Origin of the sequence: Stenotrophomonas sp. 364, assembly GCF_009832905.1 — a bacterium.
Lineage (GTDB): Bacteria > Pseudomonadota > Gammaproteobacteria > Xanthomonadales > Xanthomonadaceae > Stenotrophomonas > Stenotrophomonas maltophilia_AP.
Genome location: NZ_CP047135.1, coordinates 1,300,090 through 1,320,227, shown reverse-complemented (window position 1 = coordinate 1,320,227; position 20,138 = coordinate 1,300,090). Strand labels below are relative to the sequence as shown.

The window sequence follows — 20,138 nt, the reverse complement described above, 5'->3', positions numbered from 1 at the left end:
TGCTGCAGGGTTGACCTTGTTTGAACTGACCGTGACCCTCGCCGTCGCAGCCGTGCTGTGCGCCATCGCCCTGCCCGGCCTGCAGCCGCTGCTGGACCGGCAGCGGGCCGCCAGCGCGCGGCAGGTGCTGAGCAGCCACCTGGCCTTCGCGCGGCTGGCCGCCATCCAGCAGCGCCAGGCCATCCGGGTGTGCGCCAGCATCGATGGCACAACCTGCAGCGGGGATGCGAACGGCTGGGCGACGGGCTGGATCGTCCACCGCGCGGGACCGGAGGGGGGCCCGGCCACCGCGGAGGGTCCAGCGCTGCGGCATCACACGCCGGGCTACCCGCCCGGCTGGACGATCCGCTCCAGCGATGGGCGACGGCATCTGCGCTTCCTGCCCGATGGCCGCGCCTGGGGTACCAATCTCACCCTGCAGATCTGCGTCCGGGGTGACTTGATGGCAGAAGTCGTGGTGAACAACAGCGGGCGGGTGCGCTCGGAGAGCGTGCGGCGTCCAGGGGGGTGTCCACCCTGATCGGATTGCGCGCGGGCGACTCGCGTGTCGGCCATGCGCAACATAAAGAAAAGGCTGCGATTTCTCGCAGCCTTTTCAGGATCTGGCGCCCGAAGTTGGACTCGAACCAACGACCCCCTGATTAACAGTCAAGTGCTCTAACCGGCTGAGCTATTCGGGCGGGGAGGCGCATTCTAGACGCTCACACCCGACCTTGCAACACTCCGCGCACTTACCAGCAGGTCACCCCGGACGCCGTGGCAGGCGTCTTCTGGCCGGCTTGGTTGACGGTCATCGTGCCGCACTTGTCTTTGGCCTGGCCGCCCTGGGGAACGGCCGTGATGGTGTACGTCTGGGCACCCGGGTTGATGGTCAGCTGGTAGGCGGCGGTGCCGGTGCGCGGCGAGTTGATCGTCTGCGTACCGGTCTCGCTGAATTTGAACGCCGCGTAGCTGTTGTTGAGCGTATGCATGCGTTCGGCGCGCTGCATGTACTCGACCATCTCGGCCTTGGCCTGCGCGCGCTTGGAGCGCAGTACGTACTGGGTGTAGTTCGGGTACGCCACCGCGCTCAGGATGGCGATCACGGCCACCACCACCATCAGCTCGATCAGGGTGAAGCCCACCACTCGCGACCTGCCGCGTGCATGACAACGATAACGGGTCACTGGATCTGCCTCCACGATTGACGACCACAAGGATACGGCACAAAGATCCGCTGATTGCCGTTGTTGACGTAGTTCCAGCACTCGTTCGGCGGTGTCGGCGGCACACCCGACGGCGGCGAGGTGCCACTGCCGCCGGTACCGCCTGCAGCCAGACCAGTCCCCGGCAGCGAATTGATACCGACGTCCGTCACGGCGGCGCTGCCGGTCGAATCGGTCCTGAGCCCTGCCACGCCATCGGAGATCACCGTGCCGGTGGTCGAGTCAAGACGCGACTGACCGAACGCACCGCCGCCGGTGCCCGACTGCAGGCCGAACAGCCAGTTGGTACCCGACGAAGCGCAGCCGGCGTTGCCAGGCGTGGGCACATAGGTGGGCAGGTAGACAACACCCTCGGAAATCGTCGGGTTGCCCACGAAGCGCTCGCCGGCTGGCAGATCGACGTACCAGCCGCGACTGTCGCTCGGCGGTGTACCGGTGCTGAGCGTACGCTGGCCGCCGCTGGTGATCACGCTGCTGCCGCCCAGGTTGGCGCGGGTGAGCGTCGTGGTGACCGCACCGTCCGTGGTGTCGTTGACGCCATACAGCGACTGCACCGACACGTCGGACGGATCGCCCACGAAGGAGAAGCTGCCGGTACCAAAGAACAGCATGTTGCCACCCAGCTGACCGGACATCGACTCGATGCCGCCGGTGAACGGCTGGCGCAGCGTGCGGCCGCCTTCGGTGTAGCTGCGCGTAGTAAACAGCGGCACCGTCACGTTGGCGCGGCTGCGCAGGTCGAACTTCCACACCGCGCCCTTCTGGTCGGTACCGTAGGCGGTGTCGGCGTAGCCGTCGCTGCCGCGGGTCTGCTGGCTGGTGCCGCCGTACCGGTCAACCACCACCACGCTGCCCAGGCCGTTGCTGCCGGTCGGCACCCCGGCACCGGATTCCACCGCTTCGATCATCGAAATGGTCGGCGTGCCGGTCTTGATGTCGACCAGGAACAGCACGGCCTTGCCATTGGCACTGTTGTAGCCATTGCCAAACACCGCCCGCCAGACCGGCGTACCGCTGCTGTCGAGCATGGGTACGATCACCGGGCGCGCCAGCACGTGGCCGATGTTGTTGCGCACGTCGGCCGACAGCGCGGTATCCAGGTCGCTGATCTCCCACAGCTTGCTGCTGGCACCAAAGGTGGTGCCCGGGGTCACGTCCAGCCCGAACACGCTGCGGCCACCCGCACCGGAGGCGCCCACCAGCGTGGTATGCCAGTTGTTGCCGTAACGGGTATCGACCACGGTGATCTTGCCGTCGACGTAGTACCGGTGATCGAACTTCTGGTCGTTCAGATTCTTGGCGTTGTACGGGAACAGCAGGTTGCCCATGTGGCCCAACGCCGTGGACGGGATATAGGCGAATGCCTCGGTGCCGCCCCCTGCGATCTGGGTGCCGGCGCCGTTCATGCCGCCATTGAAGGCATGCAGCATGCCGTCATTGGCGCCTACATAGACCATGTAGTTGGCGTTGGCCCGCTTGTTGGTCACGTAGGTCTGGTACGACGTGGCCAGGTCGCCGCCAAGACGGCGGTAACCGAAGTCATCGCCCGGCGCGCTCACCACCGGGCTGGAGTTGACGATGTCACCCAGCCGCGTGGTGCGATCGCGCAGCTTGCCGCCACTCTTCACTTCGCCGCTCTGATCACCCTTGAGGTAGGCCACCGCCGTGGTGGCCGTGGCCCCCAGCGCGGTCAGCTCGGCGGCGCTGCAGCGGGACATGCCCGGGTACAGCGCGGTCGACTTGGTGCACAGGTCGGCCAGCGTCACGCTGCCATCGTTGAACTCACGGGTGGTGCCGTCCTTGGTGTAGAACACCTTGCGCCCACTGCTGGGCAGCAGCGCGGCCGCCTCCCAGATCGGGGTGGACACTACCTGCCGCTGCGAATTGACCGACAGCGCACTGGCCGACAGGCGACCGAACCAGTCGGTTCCTTCGTTGGCGATTTCGTAGCTGGGGCCCACCGTGATCGAACCGGCGCCGACGCGGGCGCCGCTGGAACCGGAGCCACCGGACGGCGAGGCGCCCGAGGTCACCGACGACAGCACGCGACGCATGGCGGTGGTGATTTCTTCCGGGGTGCGCGCATTGATGTACTCACCGCGGGTATTGACCGTGGCATGCCAGATGTCGTCCACCGTGCTGCGCTGGTCGTCCTGGCGCGGCGGCCAGTTGCCGTAGATCGACGCGTCGGTGTATGGGTTCTGGTCGAGGTCCGGGTTGAACAGGTTGCCTCGCGCGCCCAGGGTGACGCCGTAGAAGTTGAGGTGCAGGTTGGTCTGGCAGTCCAGGCTCTTGTCCGGATTGCCGGTCTTGCAGGCCTGCGGCACCGGTACCTGGCCGGCGGTCAGGTCGGTGCGCAACGGCGAGGCGCCGCCCACGCTGTTGTAATACTTGCTCACAATGTCGGCCATCGTGTTGCTGTTGCCGTCCTGGAACGGGCTGCCCATGCCGCCGTCGTTGTTGCCCACGGTTGGACCGCCGCCATTGCTGAAGCCGTCGGTGAACAGCATCACCGCGTTCTTCTGGCACGACAGCTGTACCGGCGCACCGGCGTCGGTACGGGTGAACTGCAGCGCGGCCGCATTCACCGCCTGCCGATTGGGCGTACCGCCGCTGGCGGTCAGGGAGATCATGTCGGTGTACAGCGCCAGCTTGTCGGCATTGACCGCCATGTCACGCATGGTCAGCCGCTTGCTCTGGTCCGAGCCGCTGTCGTAGCTGCCGTTCTGATTGATGCGGAAGTAACCCACGCGCAGGTTGTTGACGTCCGCCAGCGAACGGGTCATGCCGGCGATCATCGCGCGGTTGCGGTTGCCGTAGTACGAGTACCAGTTGGCGAAGTTCTGCAGCGCTGCGGTATTGCCCGCGCCGATGGTGTACTTCCACATCGAGCAGTTGGTACCGCAGGCATTGGTCACGCGGACGCGGGTGACGCCGTTGTAGGCGTTGTTCACCCCCGGAATCTGCGGGTACGGGTCGTTGGCCGAGGTCCAGCGGGTGAAGAAGGTGGCCGGCGTGTACTCCATGTAAACCGTCGCTACCCCGTTGTTCCAGGTGTAGTCGCTGTTGCGCTGGTAGTTGGTATTGCCGTACCGGTAGAACGTGCCGGCCGGGATCACCATGCCGTCCTGCATACGGAAAGAATCGGAGGCCGACGTACTGTAGTACAGCGACGCCAGCGCCACGGTGGCGGTGTTGCGCGGGTCGATGCGGGTGGCCTGCAGGCCGGCGTCACCGTAGGACACGCCGGTGCCTGCCACCCAGGGCTCGTACTTCACCGCGGGGTTGAAGTAGGTCGGGTTGAAGTCGGACGAGCGCGAGAACCCGAGCTGATCGATCGGCGGGATACCGTAGTAATTGTTGATGCGCGTACCCGGCAGCAGGTAGAAGTAATCGCAGTTGCCGGAGGTATTCAGGTTGCCGTTGGAATCGAAGAAGCTCTTGCGGCCGGTGTCCCAGCAGCCCTCGCCGTCCATGCCCGGGAACTGGGTCTGGAAGGTCATCGAGCCGGAGTCATCCACCGCCATGATGAACGCCGGGGGCGTCTGCACCTGGTTGTTCAGCGGCGCCTGTGCCAGCGCCCCCTGCGCCTGCGCGGCGATCAGGTTGTAGCCCAGCAGCCCCATGCCCGCGAGGGCAACGGCCGAGGCAGCGGTAATCCATTTGAACGTGCGCGTGGCCATGGCCGCGTCCTCAGAGCTTGAAAATGGTGTCGACGACCGACGCAGACGTCGGGCTGGCCGGGGTGTCGGCCGAGAAGCCGGTGATCTGGTACGTCGCCGTCGGCGTATCGCCGGACTTCCCCATGCTGTTGGAATTGCCTGAAACGTCCCCCCCGCAGGAGTCGATGCGACGCACGTTGACGGCCGGCGCGGCACCGGTGCTGCGTTGCTCGGCCCACTCCACCGCGTCGAACGCGTTGCAGTCCAGGGTGATGGCACTCTCGGTGAACAGCGCGCCGGCCGGCGGCGCGGTGCGGTTGAAGACGGCCGTCGCCGTCGCTTCGGCGGTGCGCACCACGCCCTCGGTGTTCTGGAACGAGCGGTTCACCGCGCGGTAATTGGACGCCATTTTTTCCTGCATGCCGGCCACCTGCATGCCGGCGATGCCGAGCAGCGCCAGCAGGATCAGCATGATCAAGGCCACGTACAGCACCGCACCCTGCTGGTGGCGGCGGCTGGAGAGGGACGGAGCGTTTCTGGTCGCCATGGTCAGTTCCCGAACAGACGGTTGCGCAGCGCGATGCTGACTTCGTAAGAGGTGCGGTAGCGCCCGTCCTTGAGGCCGCTGGCGTCGTACTTGGTGCCCAGCACACCCAGCTCGGAGGCTACATCCGAGGCCGCCACGGTGGCCGCGCCCGGGCTTCGCAGCACCAGCCCCACCTGCACCAGGCCGACGCGACGCCACTGCCCCACACCGGTGGCGTTGGCCTGCGTGGTCACGCCCGATGCGGTCGCCTGGGCGGTGATGTTGCCGGTCGGCTGGGTGGCCTTGCTGATGTTTGCGGTGGTGTCCAGGCCGAACAGCAGCTGCATGTTCTCCACCCCTTCCACCAGCTCCTCATTGATGACGTAGGTGCCCGCGGAGCCTGCGCGTGCGCGGCGCAGGCCGGGCTCGCCGGTGGCGGCGTTGCGACCGACGTAATACACCACCGATTCGGCGCGATAGACCATGGTCGGCGCCAGGGGCGCGGCCACGAACCGGGACAGGTCCACGCCACCGGTGGCGGTCACCGTGGCGCCGCTGACGGAGCCGCGGAACACCTGCGCGGAGTTGCAGTCGGCCACGCCGAACACGGTGGGTGCGGCGACGCCGTTGAGGTTCAGCCGCGCCGCCTTGGCCGCATCCATGGTCAAGGTGGTGGCAGTGACACCGATTACCGGCACGCCCTCGGGGGCCATGTAACGCAGCACCAGTACGTCGCTGCCGGCCATCGGCGCAGGCACCAGGCCGGTGATGGTGGTCGGCATGCCGACCGGGATCGTGCCGCCGCCGGCCACCAGGGTGGCGTTCGGCGCCGTACCCGGGGCTTCATAGCCCTGCACGGCCACGTTGAAATCCAGAGGCGCGCCACTGCCTGCCGTCGCGCCGGTGGTGATCCGCGGGTCACCGAACTCCTTCACGATGTGCGCCAGATCGTTCACGCACCCCATGTGCCCGGCCATGCGGACATCGCGCTCCAGGAAGTCCAGCGCGAAGCGGCCGTTTTCCTGCACGCGGGCCACGCCCTCGGACAGCCGGGAGGCCGACTGCGAGGCGATGAAGATCTGGATGACACCCAGCATGAGCACCAGGCCGATGGCCATGGCGATCATCAGTTCCACCAACGACAGGCCGGTCTGGCGCGCTCTGGACATGGACAGGGAACTCATAGCTGGGTGGTCAGGGCGAAGGTGGTGGGCGAGTCAGGGTTGCTTGCATCCCACCGGTCGTCGGCCCAGGTAATGGAGACCGTGGCGGCGCCATTGACCATGACCACGGTGGCGCCGGCATTGGCGCCCATGGCCTTGACTACCTGGCACTGCCAGCGGGAAATGTTCTGATCGATCGTCACCGCGTTGCTCACCGGACGCGTACAGGCCGTGTCGGTGGCCGCCTTGGTTCCGGGGGCGAAGGTGGCATTGGTGTACCACGCCGACTGGTGCCGGTTGCTGCGCATCTGCTCGGTCAGGTCGTAGGCCAGGTTGGTGGCCTGGGTACGGTAGTTGGCACTCTGCACGAACCGGATGTTGGCGGTCTGCAGCAGCGCGAACCCCAGCAGCCCGAAGGCCAGGATGACAATGGCGATCAGCACTTCCAGCAGGGTGAAACCGCCCTGGGCAGCGCGACGGGAGGCGGGACGACGCTTCATGGACAGGCTCCCTTCACGGCGCTGATCTGGCCGGAGGCGTTGATGGTGACGGTACGCTGGAGCAGCTGGCTGCCGCACTTGTCGGGCCGCATCACCAGCGTCTGGTCGGCCGCCAGCTTGCGGCGGCCGCGCCCGTCGAAGGCAATCGGTGCGGTGGGCCCCTGTACCACCAGGCCGCTGCCGATCTTGTTGAACCGCAGTACCGTGTCGCCGGTGCCGTACAGGCCGTTATGGTCGATGTCGGAGAAGGCCATCATGCCGACGCCCCAGGCGCCGTCGCAGGTATTGCCGTCGCTGCTGCCGCACACGCCGCCACCGCGGCTGTTGCGGATGGCTTCACTGCGCGCCAGGTTGACCAGGCCCAGCAACTCGTTGTGGCCGGCGGCCAGACGGTTGGAGCGGATGGTGCCCTGGAAACTCGGATAGGCGATGGCCGACAGGATGGCGACCACCGCGACGGTGACCATCAACTCGACCAGTGTGAAACCCTTGGATGGGCGCATGGACATGGAACGCTCCCCAGCGTGATGTGACAGACGATGGACGCCGCGCCGCCCGCCGGCAAGGGGCGGCAGGATGAACGGTCATCCGGGGGCGACAGGCGTCAAGGCGTTGACGCCACAGGGGGCTTGGGCGGCGGGCTGCGCCCTGCCCGCCCACCTCGTACCCCGGCCCTCAGGCCGGGGCCGCAGACTCAGGCCAGCACTTTGTAGCAGGGCTGGTACTCACCGGAGATCTTCATCCGGCGCTGCTCGACGAAGGCGCGCAGCAGCTCGTCCAGGGCCTGCATCATGTCGGCGTCGCCGTGGATTTCAAACGGGCCGAACTCCTCGATGCGGCGCATGCCGTCTTCCTTGACGTTGCCGGCCACGATGCCGGAGAACGCGCGGCGCAGGTCGGCCGCCAGGGCATGCGGTGGGCGCCCGTGGTGAAGGTCCAGCGCGGCCATGGCGTCATGGGTCGGCACGAACGGCTGCTGGTACTCCCACGGAATCTCGATGGACCAGTTGAAGAAGAACGAATCCTTCTGCTCCAGGCGGTGCTCACGCACCCGCTTGATGCCGGCAGACATGCGCCGGGCCACCGCCACCGGGTCGCCGATGATGATCTCGTAGCGCGCGGCGGCCGCATCGCCCAGGGTCAGGCGGATGAAGCGGTCGATCTGCTCGAAGTACGGCGCAGCCACGGTCGGGCCGGTCAGGATCAGCGGGAACGGCAGGTCCTTGTTTTCCTCGCGCAGCAGGATGCCGAGCAGGTACAGGATTTCCTCGGCGGTACCGACGCCACCGGCGAACACGATGATGCCGTGGCCGATCCGCACGAACGCTTCGAGACGCTTCTCGATGTCCGGCATGATCACCAGGTGGTTGACGATCGGGTTCGGCGACTCGGCGGCGATGATGCCCGGCTCGGTCAGGCCGATGTAGCGGGTAACGTGCTTGCGCTGCTTGGCGTGGGCGATGGTGGCGCCCTTCATCGGGCCCTTCATCGCGCCCGGGCCGCAGCCGGTGCAGATGTCCAGGCCGCGCAGGCCCAGCTCGTAACCGACCTGCTTGGTGTACAGGTACTCATCGCGGCCGATCGAGTGGCCGCCCCAGCACACCACCAGGTTCGGGTCACCCGGGTTGAGGATGCGCGCGTTGCGCAGCAGCCCGAACACGGCGTTGGTGATGCCTTCGGAGGACTCCAGTTCGGCCGCGTAGGCCGGGCCCATTTCGATGGCCATGTAGGCCAGGTCGCGGACCACGGCAAACAGCAGTTCGGCGACACCGCGGATGATCTCGCCGTCGACGAAGGCCATCGCCGGTGCGTTCACCAGGTCGATGCGCACACCGCGATCCTGCTGGGCCACCTGGATGTCGAAATCGGGGTACAGATCGCGCGCCGCGCGCGGATCGTCGGAGGCACTGCCGCTGGTCAGCACGGCCAGCGCGCAACGGCGCAGCAGCTCGTGCATGCCACCGCCGGATGCATCGCGCAGGCGTGCCACCTCGGCGCGCGACAACACATCCAGTCCACCGCGCGGGTAGATCCGCGCGTCCTGCACCGGCAGCGTCCGCGCCGGCGTTTCGGTGATCTTCATTTCCATTCTTTTCGCTTCCTCAAGGTAGACGACTGTACTGCTGCCCCCTTAAAAAGCAAAACGGCCGGGAAGCCCGACCGTTGGATACATCCTGACGCCAGCGCGGCCTCTGGCCCCGCTGCGGCGCGCTTATTTCCGCGCAACCCATCGAAGATACATGCAGGCGAGCCATCTGGCAAGGAGACGACCCAGCGCTGGCGGCCGGCCACAAAAACAGGTCCTGCGCCCATCCGCGGGGCAAGCAGAAACGTGCTTTGACGCTTTCCGGGCGCTGGTCGGCGGGTCAGACACTCCACCCGGGTAGCGTGGTGCTCACACTGCGACTGTCCTTGCAGCACGACGCTCCCCTCAGAGGGGCGAAGAACCAAAAAAAACGGCCGGGTTGCCCCGGCCGTTTTCAATCATGCATCAAGCTCGATGGATCAGAACTTGTACTTCAGGGTCAGCTGCATCGACCAGCGCGACACGGCGGTGTTGCCCTTGTCGTTGTTGTTTTCCTGGATCGCAGAGCTGTCCGCACCGGTGAAGGAGTACACGTACTTGCCGGTGGCCGGATCGATACCGGCGTAGTTGGCTACACGGCGGGTCGCGTAGAAGCCATAGTCGTCGATCAGACCCCACTTCTTGTTCAGCAGGTTGCCGACATTCATGATGTCCAGGGCGATTTCACCCTTGTGCTCCTTCATGAAGCCCGGGAACTCCTGGCTGATACGCACGTCGAAGGAGTTGGTCCACTTGGAGCGGTGCTGGTTGGCCGGGACCACGCCGCCGCGGAAGGCATCGAGCTCCGGATTCTGCGCCAGCCAATCGAAGAACTGCTTCTCCATCGCCGCGCCACCGGTGAACAGCACGTCACCCGGACCGGTCGGCACGTAGAACAGGTCGTTGGTGGCGGCACCGTCGCCGTTGGCATCGTTGTAGAAGATGTAGCTGAACGGACGACCCGAACGGCCTTCATAGAACAGGCCGACGCGGGTGGCATTGTCACCGAAGAAGTTGTGCTTCCACTCCAGGGTGCCGGTGATGCGGTCCTTGATCGCGTAGCGCGAGTTGTAGGCCACGTCTTCGTTGGCGTTGAAGATCGGCGTGTTGTTCCAGTTCGAGGTGTTCTGCGAACTGGTCAGCGGGCTGACTTCCTTGGACTGGGTGTAGGTGTAGCCCAGCGACCAGCCCCAGTTCTCGGTCAGCGGCTTGGCCAGCGAGAAGGTCGCCTGGCTGCCACGGCCCTTGTCGGTATTGCGCATGACCAGCACATCGCCCATGTCGGTCGGACGGTTGGCGCGGTCATTGGCACCGCTGGTGCCGGTGGTGATGCCGAAGTTGGTGCCGTTCTGGATGCGGCTGTTGGCCGGGTTGCGGCCCGCGGCATTCCAGTAGATCGCACGGCCGTCCGGACCGAAGGTGGTCGGCGCGGACACGTCCAGACGGTCGAAGTAGATACCGTCCTTGACCTTGGTCATCAGTACTTCGGCCGAGGCCACGATGCCGTACCACGGCAGCTCATGGTCGAACGCCAGGTTGGCCTTCCACACCGACGGCAGGCGGGTGCCCGGGGCGATGATGTCCACGTTCTGGCGCGCCGACGCCGGGCCACCGGCCGGCACGTACGGGTTGTTGCCGTCCGGGGTGAAGGTGCCCACCGGCGGGTTGCGCTGGTCGTACTCGATGTAGTTCAGACCCGTGTTCTGGTACGCACCGGCCAGCCACACGTTCGGCGCCGCGCCACCGAACAGGCCCACGCCACCGCGCAGCTGGGTCGGACGGTCGCTGTCGAAGGTGTAGTTGAAGCCGACACGCGGCTGCACCAGCGACTTGTCGACCAGCTGGGTGTTGTTGAAGCCGTACAGCTGCTCGATGCGCGGGTTGTACAGACGCTGGTCACTGAAGTCCGGCATGTCCACGCGGACGCCGAACATCAGGCTCAGGTTGTAGTTGATCGCCCAGGTATCCTGCACGAACACGCCGGTGTTCTTCAGGGTGAAGTCAGCCGGGATGTCGCTGCGGCTGCCATCGGCGCGCGGCGCACGCAGCTGGTAGCGCGAGGCGGTGCCGTTGAGGAAATCGTTGACGCTGTTGAACTCATACACGCCGTTGAGGTTGCGGCCGTAGAAGTTCATCAGGTCGTTCTTCGAGTAATCGAAGCCGAACTTGACGGTGTGATCGCCGACATACCAGGTACCGGCACCGAAGGCGCTCAGTTCCTTGGATTCCACGATATTGACGTGGGTGTTCTGCTCAGTACCGACGTACAGCGAGTCGTTGCCCGAGCGGATGCGGATCTGCGGCATGTTGACCAGCGGAACACGGTTGGCCGAATAGTCCTTGTGCGAAATCTTGAACTCGGTCGAGAAGTTCTCCGACCAGTCGCTGAACAGCTCGCCCATCCAGGTTTCATACTCGGTCGGCTGCTGGTACCAGAAGTTGCTCAGCGAGATCGCGCTGCTGGAGACCTGCGGGAAGCGAACGACGTTCTGCTCCATCTTGTTGTAGCGCAGGGCGGCACGGTGGTTCTCGTTGATGTTCCAGTCCAGCTTGACCGCGTATTCCTCAATCTCGGTCTTGCTGTTGGGCGCCGACAGGGTACCCGGATCGTAGCCCAGACCCTTCAGGTAGTCCTGCACGCGGGTCACATCGGCGGTGCTGATCGTGCCCTTGCCGATCGGGGTATCGCTCAGGCTGATGCCGGCGGCCGAACGCTCATACTTTTCGTAGTTGCTGAAGAAGAACAGCTTGTCCTTGACGATCGGGCCGCCGAAGGTCATGCCATAGGTCTTCTCGTCCTCGAACCCGTTGAAGTCCTGCTTGTCACCTTCCAGACGCGAACGGACCATGTCCTTGTCGCGGTAGGAGCCGTAGACGGTGCCATGGAATTCGTTGGTGCCCGACTTGGTCACGGCATTGATCACCGCACCGGTACCGCCGGCGATGGTCGTGTCGTAGTTGGCCAGGTCGATGTTGATTTCCTGGATGGCGTCCATCGACACCGGCTGACGCTCGGTCGGCAGATTGTTGGAGCCCAGGCCGAACGGATCGGAGGCGCTGATGCCGTCGATGCGGATGGCGTTGTAGCGGGTGTTCTGGCCGCCCGCCGAGATCGCGCCGTCCGCCTTGCTGACCTGCGAGATACGCGGATCCAGACGCACGTAGTCCTGGATATTGCGGTTGGCAGACGGAAGCGCATCCATCGTTTCGCGCGTCACGTTGGTGCCGGTGCCCATCTTGGTGGCGCTGAAGATGTCCAGACCGCCCGCAATGGCGACGACCTGCACGGCATCGAGGTTGGTGGCTGCGACGTCGCCGGCCAGGTTGGCGTTGACGGTGTTTACCTGATTGAGGTTCAGGTAAACGCCCTCTTCGGTCTTGGTGCCTTCACCGGCCTTGTTGATGGTGATGGTGTACGGACCACCCACGCGCAGACCGCGCGCGTTGTAACGACCCGACGCATCCGTGGTGGCGCGGCTGACAGTGCCCGACTCGGTGTGCGTGATGGTGACTTCGGCACCGACGACAGGCGAACCTGCGGCGGACGTGACCTGGCCGCCGACACCGGCAGAGGTGCTCTGGGCGAAAGCGGGAGCGGCGGCAAGTGCGGCCACGAGACCAAGAGTGAGCTTGGACATCCGGAGGTGGGTCATTTTGGGGATAGCCTCGATGCGAGATTGGGGATGGCGGAGAAAAAAACGCGCCCAAGCAGCCTTGCTGGCGGCTGACTGGACTTTTGATCTGGGTTCCCTAGCCGCAGGCTGGTTTCAGCCGCAACGGTTAACACTAGATTAACACGGTAGCGTCGGATTGTGACGGTTTGGCGACAAAACACACGCCATCACAACGGTATCGTGACGCCTTCTTCACATTCAGTGTGGACTCGCTGAATGGCGGGGAGATGACAGCCCGCGCCCCGTTGAGCCGGCTCCGCCCGGCTGGCGCCACATCGTCGGAGGCAGCCGGGCAGAGCCCGGCTCTACGCGGGCGTGTGGATCTGGCCGCGGTGGGCCGCACCGGCGGCCGAAAGCAGCAGCACGGCGGCCTGGGCGCAGTCGACCGGATCGCGGGCGCTGCGGTCTTCATCCAGCGAAAAGGCCCGGGCACGCAGGGCGGTGCGCATCGGGCCCGGCTGCAGGCCGCTGACCCGGACCGGGCTGCGGCCCAGCTCGTCATGCAGGCTGCTGATCAGGCCGCGCAGGCCGTGCTGGGCGGCGCCATAGCCACCCCAGTAGGCCTGTCCTACCCGTGCTGGATCGTCCACGGTGAACACGAGTGCGGCATCGTCACGCTGCCGCAGCAGCGGCAGGCAGGCCTGGGCCAGCCAGGCCGGCGCGGTCAGGTTGACGTGCACCGCCCGGGCGAAGGCGGCCGGGTCGGCCAGCTCGAACGGGGTCAGGCCGGCGAAGTCGGCGGCGCAGTACAGCAGGCCGTCGAGGCGGCCCAGCTCGCTCTGCAGGCGTTCGGCCAGTGCGGCGTAGTCGTCGGGGGTCGCCCCTTCCAGGTCCATCGGGTACAGCAGCGGCTCGGGGCCGGCGGCCTGGACGGCCGCGTATACCCGGTCGAGCCGGCGCGGCTTGCGTCCCAGCAGGACAACCGTGGCACCGGCTTCGGCGCAGGCCACGGCAGCGGCGCTGCCGAAGCCACCGCCCGCACCGGCGATGAGGATGACGCGATCGGCAAGCGATCCAGTCCCGACCACAACGGACGGGACCGCACTCATGGGAGCGATGCCTCTTCCACGATGCGCTTGAGCTCGCCGGATTCGAACAGCTCCAGCACGATGTCGCAGCCGCCGATCAGTTCGCCGTGGATGAACAGCTGCGGGAAGGTGGGCAGGTTGGAGAAGCGCGGCAGGTTGGCGCGGACTTCCGGTTCCTCAAGCACGTTGACCGTGCGCAGCGCGACCGCGCCGGCGGCCATCAGGGCCTGGATCGCCCGGCTGGAGAACCCGCACATGGGGTACTGGGGGGTGCCCTTCATGAACAACACGAGGGGGTAACGCTCCACTTCGGTCTGGATCTGCTGCATCACCGCCACAACGACTCTCCCTGCGGGTGGGACAACCCGGCCTGGCCGGTCGGATAGACTTCCCTCAGCGCCATTGTAAGCCTTCCGGCCCTGCCTCCGGCGCCCCCGTCCCCAATCCAATGCCAGCCATGCCCCTCGACCTGCCCCGCCTGCCTTACGACCGCGCCGCCCTGCAGCCACACCTGTCGGCCGAAACGCTGGACCTGCACCACGGCCGCCACCAGCGCGCCTACATCGATGCGGTCAATGCGCGCATCGAAGGCACCGAGCTGGCCGACCTGCCGCTGGAGGACATCGTGCGGCAAAGCCAGGGCAGCCTGTTCGATGCCGCCGCCCAGGCCTGGAACCACGCGTTCTACTTCCAGTGCCTGCACCCGCGCGGCGGCGGCGACCCGAAGGACCGGCTGGGCGAACTGGTGACCCGCCACTTCGGCGATGTGCGCCGGTTGCGCGAGGAGTTCGAGCGCGCCGCGCTGGGGCTGTTCGGCTCGGGCTGGGTCTGGCTGGTGCAGCACCCGACCGGCGCGCTGGCCATCCAGAGCACGCGCAACGCCGGCACGCCACTGACCGGGCACAGCACCCCGCTGCTGGCCTGTGATGTGTGGGAACACGCGTATTACACGGACTACCAGAACGAGCGCGCGCGCTATCTGGAGGCCTTCTGGAAGGTGGTGAACTGGGATTTCGTGGCGGCGCAGTTGCGGGATTGAGCCGCGCGTACCGACCGGCGGTCGGTATAGACCGGCCGGTCACGACGGCTGGTCGTGACCGGGACGCCGGCCTCCTGCCACCACCTCTACCCGCGCAGCGCCGCGACCACCGGGGCGACCTGGGCGCCGCGATCAAGCTGCCCGCCCACGTTTTCCAACGCATCGGCCAACCTGCCCGCGTCGTCATCGCGCAGCGTGGCATGGCCCACCTTGCGGCCGTCGCGCGGCTGCTTGCCGTAGTCGTGCCAATGCCCGCCGGGCTGGCCCAGCACGGCCTCCGCGACCGGCATCGCGCCCAGCCAGTTGAGCATGCAGGCCTGCCCCAGCATGCGGGTGTCGCCCAGCGGCAGGCCGAGCACCGCGCGCAGGTGGTTCTCGAACTGCGAGGTCTCGCTGCCTTCGATCGTCCAGTGGCCGGAGTTGTGCACGCGCGGCGCCATCTCGTTGACCAGCAGCTCGTCACCGCGGCAGAACAGCTCCAGCGCGAACACGCCCACATAGTCCAGGCGCTCGGCCAGCGCGCGGGCATGGCCGATGGCCGCCTCGTGCTGGGCCGGGCTCAAGCGCGCCGGGGCCAGGCTGGCCGACAGCACGCCGTCTACATGCCAGTTGCCGGTCACCGGCCAGGCACGGAATTCACCGTCGCGCCCCCGCACGGCCACCACGCTCACCTCGCGATCGAAGGCGACGAAGCCCTCCAGGATCAGGCCGGTCTTCTCGACGTACTCGCCAAGCGTGGCCCAGGCCGCATCGATATCGGCCGCGCTGCGGATGCGGAACTGTCCCTTGCCGTCGTACCCCAGGCGGCGGGTCTTGACGATGCAGGGCATGCCGAATTCGGCCACCCGGGCGGCCAGTTCATCGCGGCTGCGGATGTCGGCGAACGGCGGCAATGGAATGCCCAGCTGCTGGAACAGGGTCTTCTCGCTCAGGCGGTCCTGGGCCACGGCCAGCGCATCCGGGTTGGGATACACCGGCACGCGCTCGGCCAGGAAGCGGGCGCTGTGCGCGGGCACGTTCTCGAAATCGAAGGTGACCACGTCCACGCGGGCGGCGAATGCGGCCAGCGCGGCTTCGTCGTCGAACGCGGCCACCTGCAGCGGCGCCACCTGGGCACCACAGGCATCGGCGGCCGGGTCGAACAGTTCAAAGCGCAGCCCCAGCGGCGCGCCGGCCAGCACCATCATGCGGGCCAGCTGGCCGCCGCCCAGAATGCCTACGGTCCGGGTGCTCATTGACGCGGATCGTCGTGGGCCATGACGTCTTCGGTCTGGCGGGCGCGGAACGCGTCCAGCGCCTGGCCGATCGCCGGCTGCTCCGGGGCCAGCATCGCGGCCGCGAACAGCGCCGCGTTCGACGCGCCGGCGTTGCCGATGGCGAAGGTGGCCACCGGGATGCCGGCCGGCATCTGCACGATCGACAGCAGCGAATCCATGCCGTTCAAGGCCTTGGACTGCACCGGCACACCCAGCACCGGCACGGCGGTCTTGGCCGCGATCATGCCCGGCAGGTGGGCCGCGCCACCGGCACCGGCGATGATCGCGCGCAGGCCGCGGCTGCCGGCCTGCTCGGCGTAGGTGAACAGCACGTCTGGCGTGCGGTGCGCCGAGACCACTTTCACTTCATAGGGAACGCCGAGCGCATCAAGCTTCTGGGCGGCGTGCTGCATGGTTTCCCAGTCGGAGCGGGAACCCATGACGATGCCGACGAGCGGCGCGGATTGGTTGGGGGTCATTGGCCGTCACCTGCCTTAAAGACGTATTCTAGCCATCTTCCACGCAAGACGAAGAATCCATGGATCGCAAGCTGCTTGACCTGCTGTGCTCGCCCGACACCCGCCAGCCCCTGTCCCTGCTGGACGCCAAGGGCCTGGAGGCACTCAACCGCGCGATCGGCGCCGGCACCGTGCTCAAGGCCGACGGCAGCACCCAGGCGCTGGCCCTGCGCGAGGCGCTGCTGACCCGCGACCGCAAGCAGGTGTTCCGCGTCGACGACGGCATTCCGGTGCTGCTGGCCGAGGAGGCCATCGCCACCGCGCAGATCGCCGGCTTCCCGGAAAAATGAGCCGGGCCGAGCTTGCGGCACCCGATGCCGCCGCAGTAGAAGCCGACGTGGCACGGGCGCTGGCCGAGGATATCGGCAGCGGCGACGTCACCGCGGCCCTGCTGCCCGACTGCCCCGACAGTGCCTACCTGCTGTGCAAGCAGGACGCGGTGATCGCCGGCCGGCCGTGGTTCGACGCCACCCATCGCGCCCTGGACCCGCAGGTCCGGATCGACTGGCGGGTGGCCGAGGGCGACCACGTTGCCGCCGGTACGGTGCTGGCCATCCTGCACGGGCGCAACCGCAGCCTGGTGAGCGCCGAGCGCACCTCGCTGAACTTCCTGCAGACCCTGTCAGGGACGGCCACCACGACGGCGCGCCATGTGGCCGCCGTGGCGGGCACCGGCGCACGCATCCTGGACACCCGCAAGACCCTGCCCGGGCTGCGCGTGGCGCAGAAGTACGCAGTGCGCTGTGGCGGCGGCGACAACCATCGCCTGGGCCTGTTCGACACGGTGATGCTCAAGGAAAACCACATCCGCGCCGCGGGCTCGCTCACCGCGGCGGTGCAGGCCGCGCGGGCGCAGTGGCCGCAGCTGCCGCTGGTGGTCGAGGTCGAGGACCTGGACCAGCTGCGCGAAGCACTGGCAGTGGGCTGCGAGCGCATCCTGATCGACGATTTCGACGCGGACCTGCGGCGCGAGGCCGTGCGCATTGCGGCCGGGCGGATTCCACTGGAAGTCTCCGGCAGCGTGGGCCTGGACGGTCTGCGCGCGATCGCCGAGGACGGCGTGGACTGCATCTCGATCGGCGGCCTGACCAAGCACGTGCAGGCGATCGACCTGTCGTTGAAGCTGGGCCCGCCGCCGGGTTGAGGCACGCGTGCCGACCAGCGGTCGGCACCTGCTCGGCAGGCAACGCACGACCGTTGGTCGCGGGGCATCGGCGCGCGGCGTTCACGGGATCGGCAGACCGGGTCTGCGAGGCTTGCCCTGCCCCCACCCGGAGAGCGCGTATGCGCCCCTTGTTCCTGCTTGCATGCCTGTCGCCGCTGGCGACGCTGCTGCCGGCCACCGCGGCTGCGGCCGAGGTCTGCGATATCCCGCCCCGGTTCGGGCTGAGCCCGCTGGCGGTGAACATCGTGCAGACCGCCTGCAATGAACACCGGCTCTGGTATCGCCCGTTCATCGACCGCGACGGCCGCGTGGCCAGCATCAGCGCGACCGAAGCCGAGGACGTGCACCTCGCCGACAACGGCATGGTCGCCTGGCAACGCGTGGTGGGGTACTGGCGCCAGAGTGGCACGCTGTCGCCGATGGGCGGCCAGCCCGGCGCATCCAGCTGCATGGCGCCGCCAGGCACGCGCTACACCGACACCGACTGCCGTGCCTTCCTGATCGACAACCCATGGTCGGCCGCCTTCATTTCCTGGGTCATGACCCGCGCCAGCGTGCCGGGCTTTACCCGCTCGCCCCGGCATATCGACTACCTCCGCGCGGCGTACCAGAACAGCGGCCCGTACCGGATGACCGATCCGGCGCAGGAAAAACCCGCGCCGGGCGACCTGCTGTGCTACCTGCGCGATCGCCGGGAAGCGCTCAGCTACAGCGGCCTGGTACAGTCGCTGGGCAGTGGCGCGGTGACGCATTGGAAGTCGCATTGCGAGGTGGTGATCGCAGCCAACATGGGCGGCGACCGCACCCTGTACCTGATCGGCGGCAACGTGATGAACACCGTGGCGATGCGCAAGCTGTCGCTGGACCGCAGCGGTCGTATCGAACTGCCGCCGGCCAAGGCCACCGCCAGCGATGGCATGGAACGGGGCTGCACGCCGGGCCGCGAAGAGGAGTGCAACTTCAACCGGCAGGACTGGGCCGCGCTGCTGAAACTGGTGGCGACCGCGCCTGCAGCGCTTCCGCCCTCGCCCACCACGTCGCCACCGGCTGCAGACGGCATGCCGCCCGGCCCTGCACAGCCGTTGCCGCCGCCGCGCCCGCTGCCCGTGTCGCCCGCTGCGCCGGGGTCGGCACCGGCACCAACTCGCCCACCGCCGTCACCGGCTACGCCGGCCCAGCCTCCGGTGCCGTTGCCCGGGGCTGCGCCGCGCAGCGGGGGATGACGGGCGCCTCAATGGCTTGATCCGGGCGAGGTTCGCCGCCATCTTGGAGGTTCCAGCCGCTCCGAACGTACCGAGTCACCCATGCCCAGTTTGATCCTGCTGATGATTGCCGGTGCGTTCGCCTACGCGTTCTGGAACTCCGCACGCGCCGCCGCCGAGCGGGCCGGCGAGCTGGGCCGCAACGCCTGCCGGGCCGCCGATGTGCAATGGCTGGACCAGAGCGTGCATTCCACGGGGCTGCGCGTCTGCCGCAAGCCCAACGGCTGGCTGGGCTGGGAGCGCACGTTCAAGTTCGAGTATTCGCACGATGGCGTGGACCGCCACAGCGGCCGCATGGTGCTGCGCGGGGATGAGCTGGTGTCCTTTGTCGGCCCCTCCGCGGCCCGCATCAGCGAAATCCGGCGCAGCGTGGATACCAGCGGCGCCGAGGACGTCTGACCCCGGCGGTAGAGCCGACCGTTGGTCGGCTGACGCATCCCGCATTGCGCATTCCGGCCGTAGAGCCGACCGTTGCATCCCGAGGTAGAGCCGACCGTTGGTCGGCTGCCGTTAGTCGGCTGCCATGGATTTCCGCAGAGAGCAGCCGACCAACGGTCGGCTCTACGTGGAATGGCCGCCTTGCGGCGGCCATGCGTGTTTTATTTCACCACCCGCAGATGTGGGCGGCCGCTGGGCTTGGGCGGCAGATCATCAGGCGGGGTCGGGCTGTCGTCCGGCGGCAGCTCATCGTCCGGGCCGGGTTCGTGGCCGGGGATGTCATCCGGCAGTGCCATGCCCTGCCCGGTCTCGCGCGCGTACACGGCCAGCACGGCCGAAATCGGCACATGCACCGGGTAGCTGGTGCCCGAAAAACGCGCCGAGAAGCTCACGCCGTCGTTGTCGATGTGCAGCTGCACCACGGCGCGTTCGGCGATGTTCAACACCACCCGGCCGTCCTTGACCGCGCTCTGCGGCACCTGCACGCCCGGCATCCCGGCGTCGACCAGGATGTGCGGCGTCAGGTCGTTGTCATTGATCCATTCCACCAAGGCCCGCAACAGGTACGGACGGTGGCTGGTCATGCGGAAAGTGTCTTCAGTCATGGGGTAGAGCCGAGCCTTGCTCGGCTGCGGGG

At 67.1% G+C, this 20,138-nt stretch carries 19 protein-coding genes and 1 tRNA gene; 6 read left to right on the top strand and 14 right to left on the bottom strand.

Going from position 1 to position 20,138, the window contains the following annotated elements:
* Positions 1-16: 16 nt before the first annotated feature.
* Positions 17-520 (top strand): GspH/FimT family pseudopilin, encoded by a 504-nt coding sequence (locus GQ674_RS06085; protein ID WP_159496363.1) that lies wholly within the window; start codon positions 17-19, stop codon positions 518-520.
* A gap of 83 nt (positions 521-603) precedes the next feature.
* Here the strand turns inward: GQ674_RS06085 and GQ674_RS06080 are convergent.
* From GQ674_RS06080 to grxD, 11 genes are all read right to left on the bottom strand, one after another.
* Positions 604-680: transfer RNA gene (locus GQ674_RS06080), tRNA-Asn, on the bottom strand.
* A gap of 51 nt (positions 681-731) precedes the next feature.
* Entirely contained in the window at positions 732-1,100 is a 369-nt protein-coding gene (locus GQ674_RS06075; RefSeq protein ID WP_201290260.1) for a type IV pilin protein, read from the bottom strand.
* A 62-nt stretch (positions 1,101-1,162) separates the two neighbouring features.
* A complete protein-coding gene (locus tag GQ674_RS06070) occupies positions 1,163-4,888 on the bottom strand; it encodes a PilC/PilY family type IV pilus protein (RefSeq protein WP_159496362.1) in 3,726 nt (1,241 codons plus the stop codon).
* A gap of 10 nt (positions 4,889-4,898) precedes the next feature.
* Complete coding sequence (locus GQ674_RS06065) at positions 4,899-5,414, bottom strand: PilX N-terminal domain-containing pilus assembly protein (RefSeq protein WP_159496361.1); 516 nt, start codon at positions 5,412-5,414, stop codon at positions 4,899-4,901.
* A 2-nt stretch (positions 5,415-5,416) separates the two neighbouring features.
* The gene (locus tag GQ674_RS06060; RefSeq protein ID WP_236546205.1) at positions 5,417-6,562 is read right to left on the bottom strand and encodes a PilW family protein; all 1,146 of its coding nucleotides are present in this window, start codon (positions 6,560-6,562) and stop codon (positions 5,417-5,419) included.
* Positions 6,563-6,573: 11 nt separating this feature from the next.
* Positions 6,574-7,056 carry a type IV pilus modification protein PilV gene (gene pilV / locus GQ674_RS06055; protein WP_159496359.1) on the bottom strand — a complete coding sequence of 161 codons (483 nt, stop codon included), beginning with the start codon at positions 7,054-7,056 and terminating at the stop codon, positions 6,574-6,576.
* On the bottom strand, positions 7,053-7,565 hold the full coding sequence (locus tag GQ674_RS06050; protein WP_328803874.1) for a GspH/FimT family pseudopilin: 513 nt from the start codon (positions 7,563-7,565) through the stop codon (positions 7,053-7,055). Before GQ674_RS06050 ends, pilV begins: the two co-directional genes overlap by 4 nt.
* Positions 7,566-7,750: 185 nt before the next feature.
* Entirely contained in the window at positions 7,751-9,139 is a 1,389-nt protein-coding gene (gene ppnN, locus GQ674_RS06045) for a nucleotide 5'-monophosphate nucleosidase PpnN (protein ID WP_159496358.1), read from the bottom strand.
* Between the two features lie 422 nt (positions 9,140-9,561).
* Positions 9,562-12,774 carry a TonB-dependent receptor gene (locus GQ674_RS06040; RefSeq protein ID WP_159496357.1) on the bottom strand — a complete coding sequence of 1,071 codons (3,213 nt, stop codon included), beginning with the start codon at positions 12,772-12,774 and terminating at the stop codon, positions 9,562-9,564.
* Positions 12,775-13,100: 326 nt separating this feature from the next.
* Complete coding sequence (locus GQ674_RS06035; RefSeq protein ID WP_159496356.1) at positions 13,101-13,844, bottom strand: SDR family NAD(P)-dependent oxidoreductase; 744 nt, start codon at positions 13,842-13,844, stop codon at positions 13,101-13,103.
* A complete protein-coding gene (grxD, locus tag GQ674_RS06030; protein ID WP_038689261.1) occupies positions 13,841-14,161 on the bottom strand; it encodes a Grx4 family monothiol glutaredoxin in 321 nt (106 codons plus the stop codon). The genes GQ674_RS06035 and grxD overlap by 4 nt, the downstream gene beginning before the upstream one ends.
* A 119-nt stretch (positions 14,162-14,280) precedes the next feature.
* Between grxD and GQ674_RS06025 the strand changes: the two genes are divergently transcribed.
* On the top strand, positions 14,281-14,862 hold the full coding sequence (locus GQ674_RS06025; RefSeq protein ID WP_159496355.1) for a superoxide dismutase: 582 nt from the start codon (positions 14,281-14,283) through the stop codon (positions 14,860-14,862).
* Positions 14,863-14,948: 86 nt separating this feature from the next.
* Here GQ674_RS06025 and GQ674_RS06020 read toward each other — a convergent pair whose 3' ends face one another.
* The gene (locus GQ674_RS06020) at positions 14,949-16,097 is read right to left on the bottom strand and encodes a 5-(carboxyamino)imidazole ribonucleotide synthase (RefSeq protein ID WP_159496354.1); all 1,149 of its coding nucleotides are present in this window, start codon (positions 16,095-16,097) and stop codon (positions 14,949-14,951) included.
* Positions 16,094-16,597 (bottom strand): 5-(carboxyamino)imidazole ribonucleotide mutase, encoded by a 504-nt coding sequence (gene purE, locus GQ674_RS06015; RefSeq protein ID WP_038689267.1) that lies wholly within the window; start codon positions 16,595-16,597, stop codon positions 16,094-16,096. Before purE ends, GQ674_RS06020 begins: the two co-directional genes overlap by 4 nt.
* 59 nt (positions 16,598-16,656) lie before the next feature.
* Between purE and GQ674_RS06010 the strand changes: the two genes are divergently transcribed.
* The 4 genes from GQ674_RS06010 (at position 16,657) to GQ674_RS05995 (ending at position 19,462) form a co-directional block, all read left to right on the top strand.
* The gene (locus GQ674_RS06010) at positions 16,657-16,926 is read left to right on the top strand and encodes a Trm112 family protein (protein WP_159496353.1); all 270 of its coding nucleotides are present in this window, start codon (positions 16,657-16,659) and stop codon (positions 16,924-16,926) included.
* The gene (nadC, locus tag GQ674_RS06005; RefSeq protein WP_159496352.1) at positions 16,923-17,780 is read left to right on the top strand and encodes a carboxylating nicotinate-nucleotide diphosphorylase; all 858 of its coding nucleotides are present in this window, start codon (positions 16,923-16,925) and stop codon (positions 17,778-17,780) included. The genes GQ674_RS06010 and nadC overlap by 4 nt, the downstream gene beginning before the upstream one ends.
* A gap of 140 nt (positions 17,781-17,920) precedes the next feature.
* On the top strand, positions 17,921-19,024 hold the full coding sequence (locus GQ674_RS06000) for a DUF2272 domain-containing protein (protein ID WP_159496351.1): 1,104 nt from the start codon (positions 17,921-17,923) through the stop codon (positions 19,022-19,024).
* An 81-nt stretch (positions 19,025-19,105) separates the two neighbouring features.
* Positions 19,106-19,462, top strand: a complete 357-nt coding sequence (locus tag GQ674_RS05995; protein ID WP_038689272.1) for a DUF3301 domain-containing protein — start codon at positions 19,106-19,108, stop codon at positions 19,460-19,462.
* A 200-nt stretch (positions 19,463-19,662) separates the two neighbouring features.
* Here GQ674_RS05995 and GQ674_RS05990 read toward each other — a convergent pair whose 3' ends face one another.
* Positions 19,663-20,106, bottom strand: coding sequence for a ClpXP protease specificity-enhancing factor (locus tag GQ674_RS05990; RefSeq protein WP_141058627.1), 444 nt, complete (start codon positions 20,104-20,106; stop codon positions 19,663-19,665).
* Positions 20,107-20,138: the final 32 nt, after the last annotated feature.

Coding starts and splice junctions, on each gene's coding strand:
- GQ674_RS06075 (WP_201290260.1), bottom strand. CDS start 1,100: ATGGTGGTGGTGGCCGTGATCGCCATCCTGAGCGCGGTGGCGTACCCG.
- GQ674_RS06070 (WP_159496362.1), bottom strand. CDS start 4,888: ATGGCCACGCGCACGTTCAAATGGATTACCGCTGCCTCGGCCGTTGCC.
- GQ674_RS06065 (WP_159496361.1), bottom strand. CDS start 5,414: ATGGCGACCAGAAACGCTCCGTCCCTCTCCAGCCGCCGCCACCAGCAG.
- GQ674_RS06060 (WP_236546205.1), bottom strand. CDS start 6,562: ATGTCCAGAGCGCGCCAGACCGGCCTGTCGTTGGTGGAACTGATGATC.
- pilV (WP_159496359.1), bottom strand. CDS start 7,056: ATGAAGCGTCGTCCCGCCTCCCGTCGCGCTGCCCAGGGCGGTTTCACC.
- GQ674_RS06050 (WP_328803874.1), bottom strand. CDS start 7,565: ATGTCCATGCGCCCATCCAAGGGTTTCACACTGGTCGAGTTGATGGTC.
- ppnN (WP_159496358.1), bottom strand. CDS start 9,139: ATGAAGATCACCGAAACGCCGGCGCGGACGCTGCCGGTGCAGGACGCG.
- GQ674_RS06040 (WP_159496357.1), bottom strand. CDS start 12,774: ATGACCCACCTCCGGATGTCCAAGCTCACTCTTGGTCTCGTGGCCGCA.
- GQ674_RS06035 (WP_159496356.1), bottom strand. CDS start 13,844: ATGAGTGCGGTCCCGTCCGTTGTGGTCGGGACTGGATCGCTTGCCGAT.
- GQ674_RS06025 (WP_159496355.1), top strand. CDS start 14,281: ATGCCCCTCGACCTGCCCCGCCTGCCTTACGACCGCGCCGCCCTGCAG.
- GQ674_RS06020 (WP_159496354.1), bottom strand. CDS start 16,097: ATGAGCACCCGGACCGTAGGCATTCTGGGCGGCGGCCAGCTGGCCCGC.
- purE (WP_038689267.1), bottom strand. CDS start 16,597: ATGACCCCCAACCAATCCGCGCCGCTCGTCGGCATCGTCATGGGTTCC.
- GQ674_RS06010 (WP_159496353.1), top strand. CDS start 16,657: ATGGATCGCAAGCTGCTTGACCTGCTGTGCTCGCCCGACACCCGCCAG.
- nadC (WP_159496352.1), top strand. CDS start 16,923: ATGAGCCGGGCCGAGCTTGCGGCACCCGATGCCGCCGCAGTAGAAGCC.
- GQ674_RS06000 (WP_159496351.1), top strand. CDS start 17,921: ATGCGCCCCTTGTTCCTGCTTGCATGCCTGTCGCCGCTGGCGACGCTG.
- GQ674_RS05995 (WP_038689272.1), top strand. CDS start 19,106: ATGCCCAGTTTGATCCTGCTGATGATTGCCGGTGCGTTCGCCTACGCG.
- GQ674_RS05990 (WP_141058627.1), bottom strand. CDS start 20,106: ATGACTGAAGACACTTTCCGCATGACCAGCCACCGTCCGTACCTGTTG.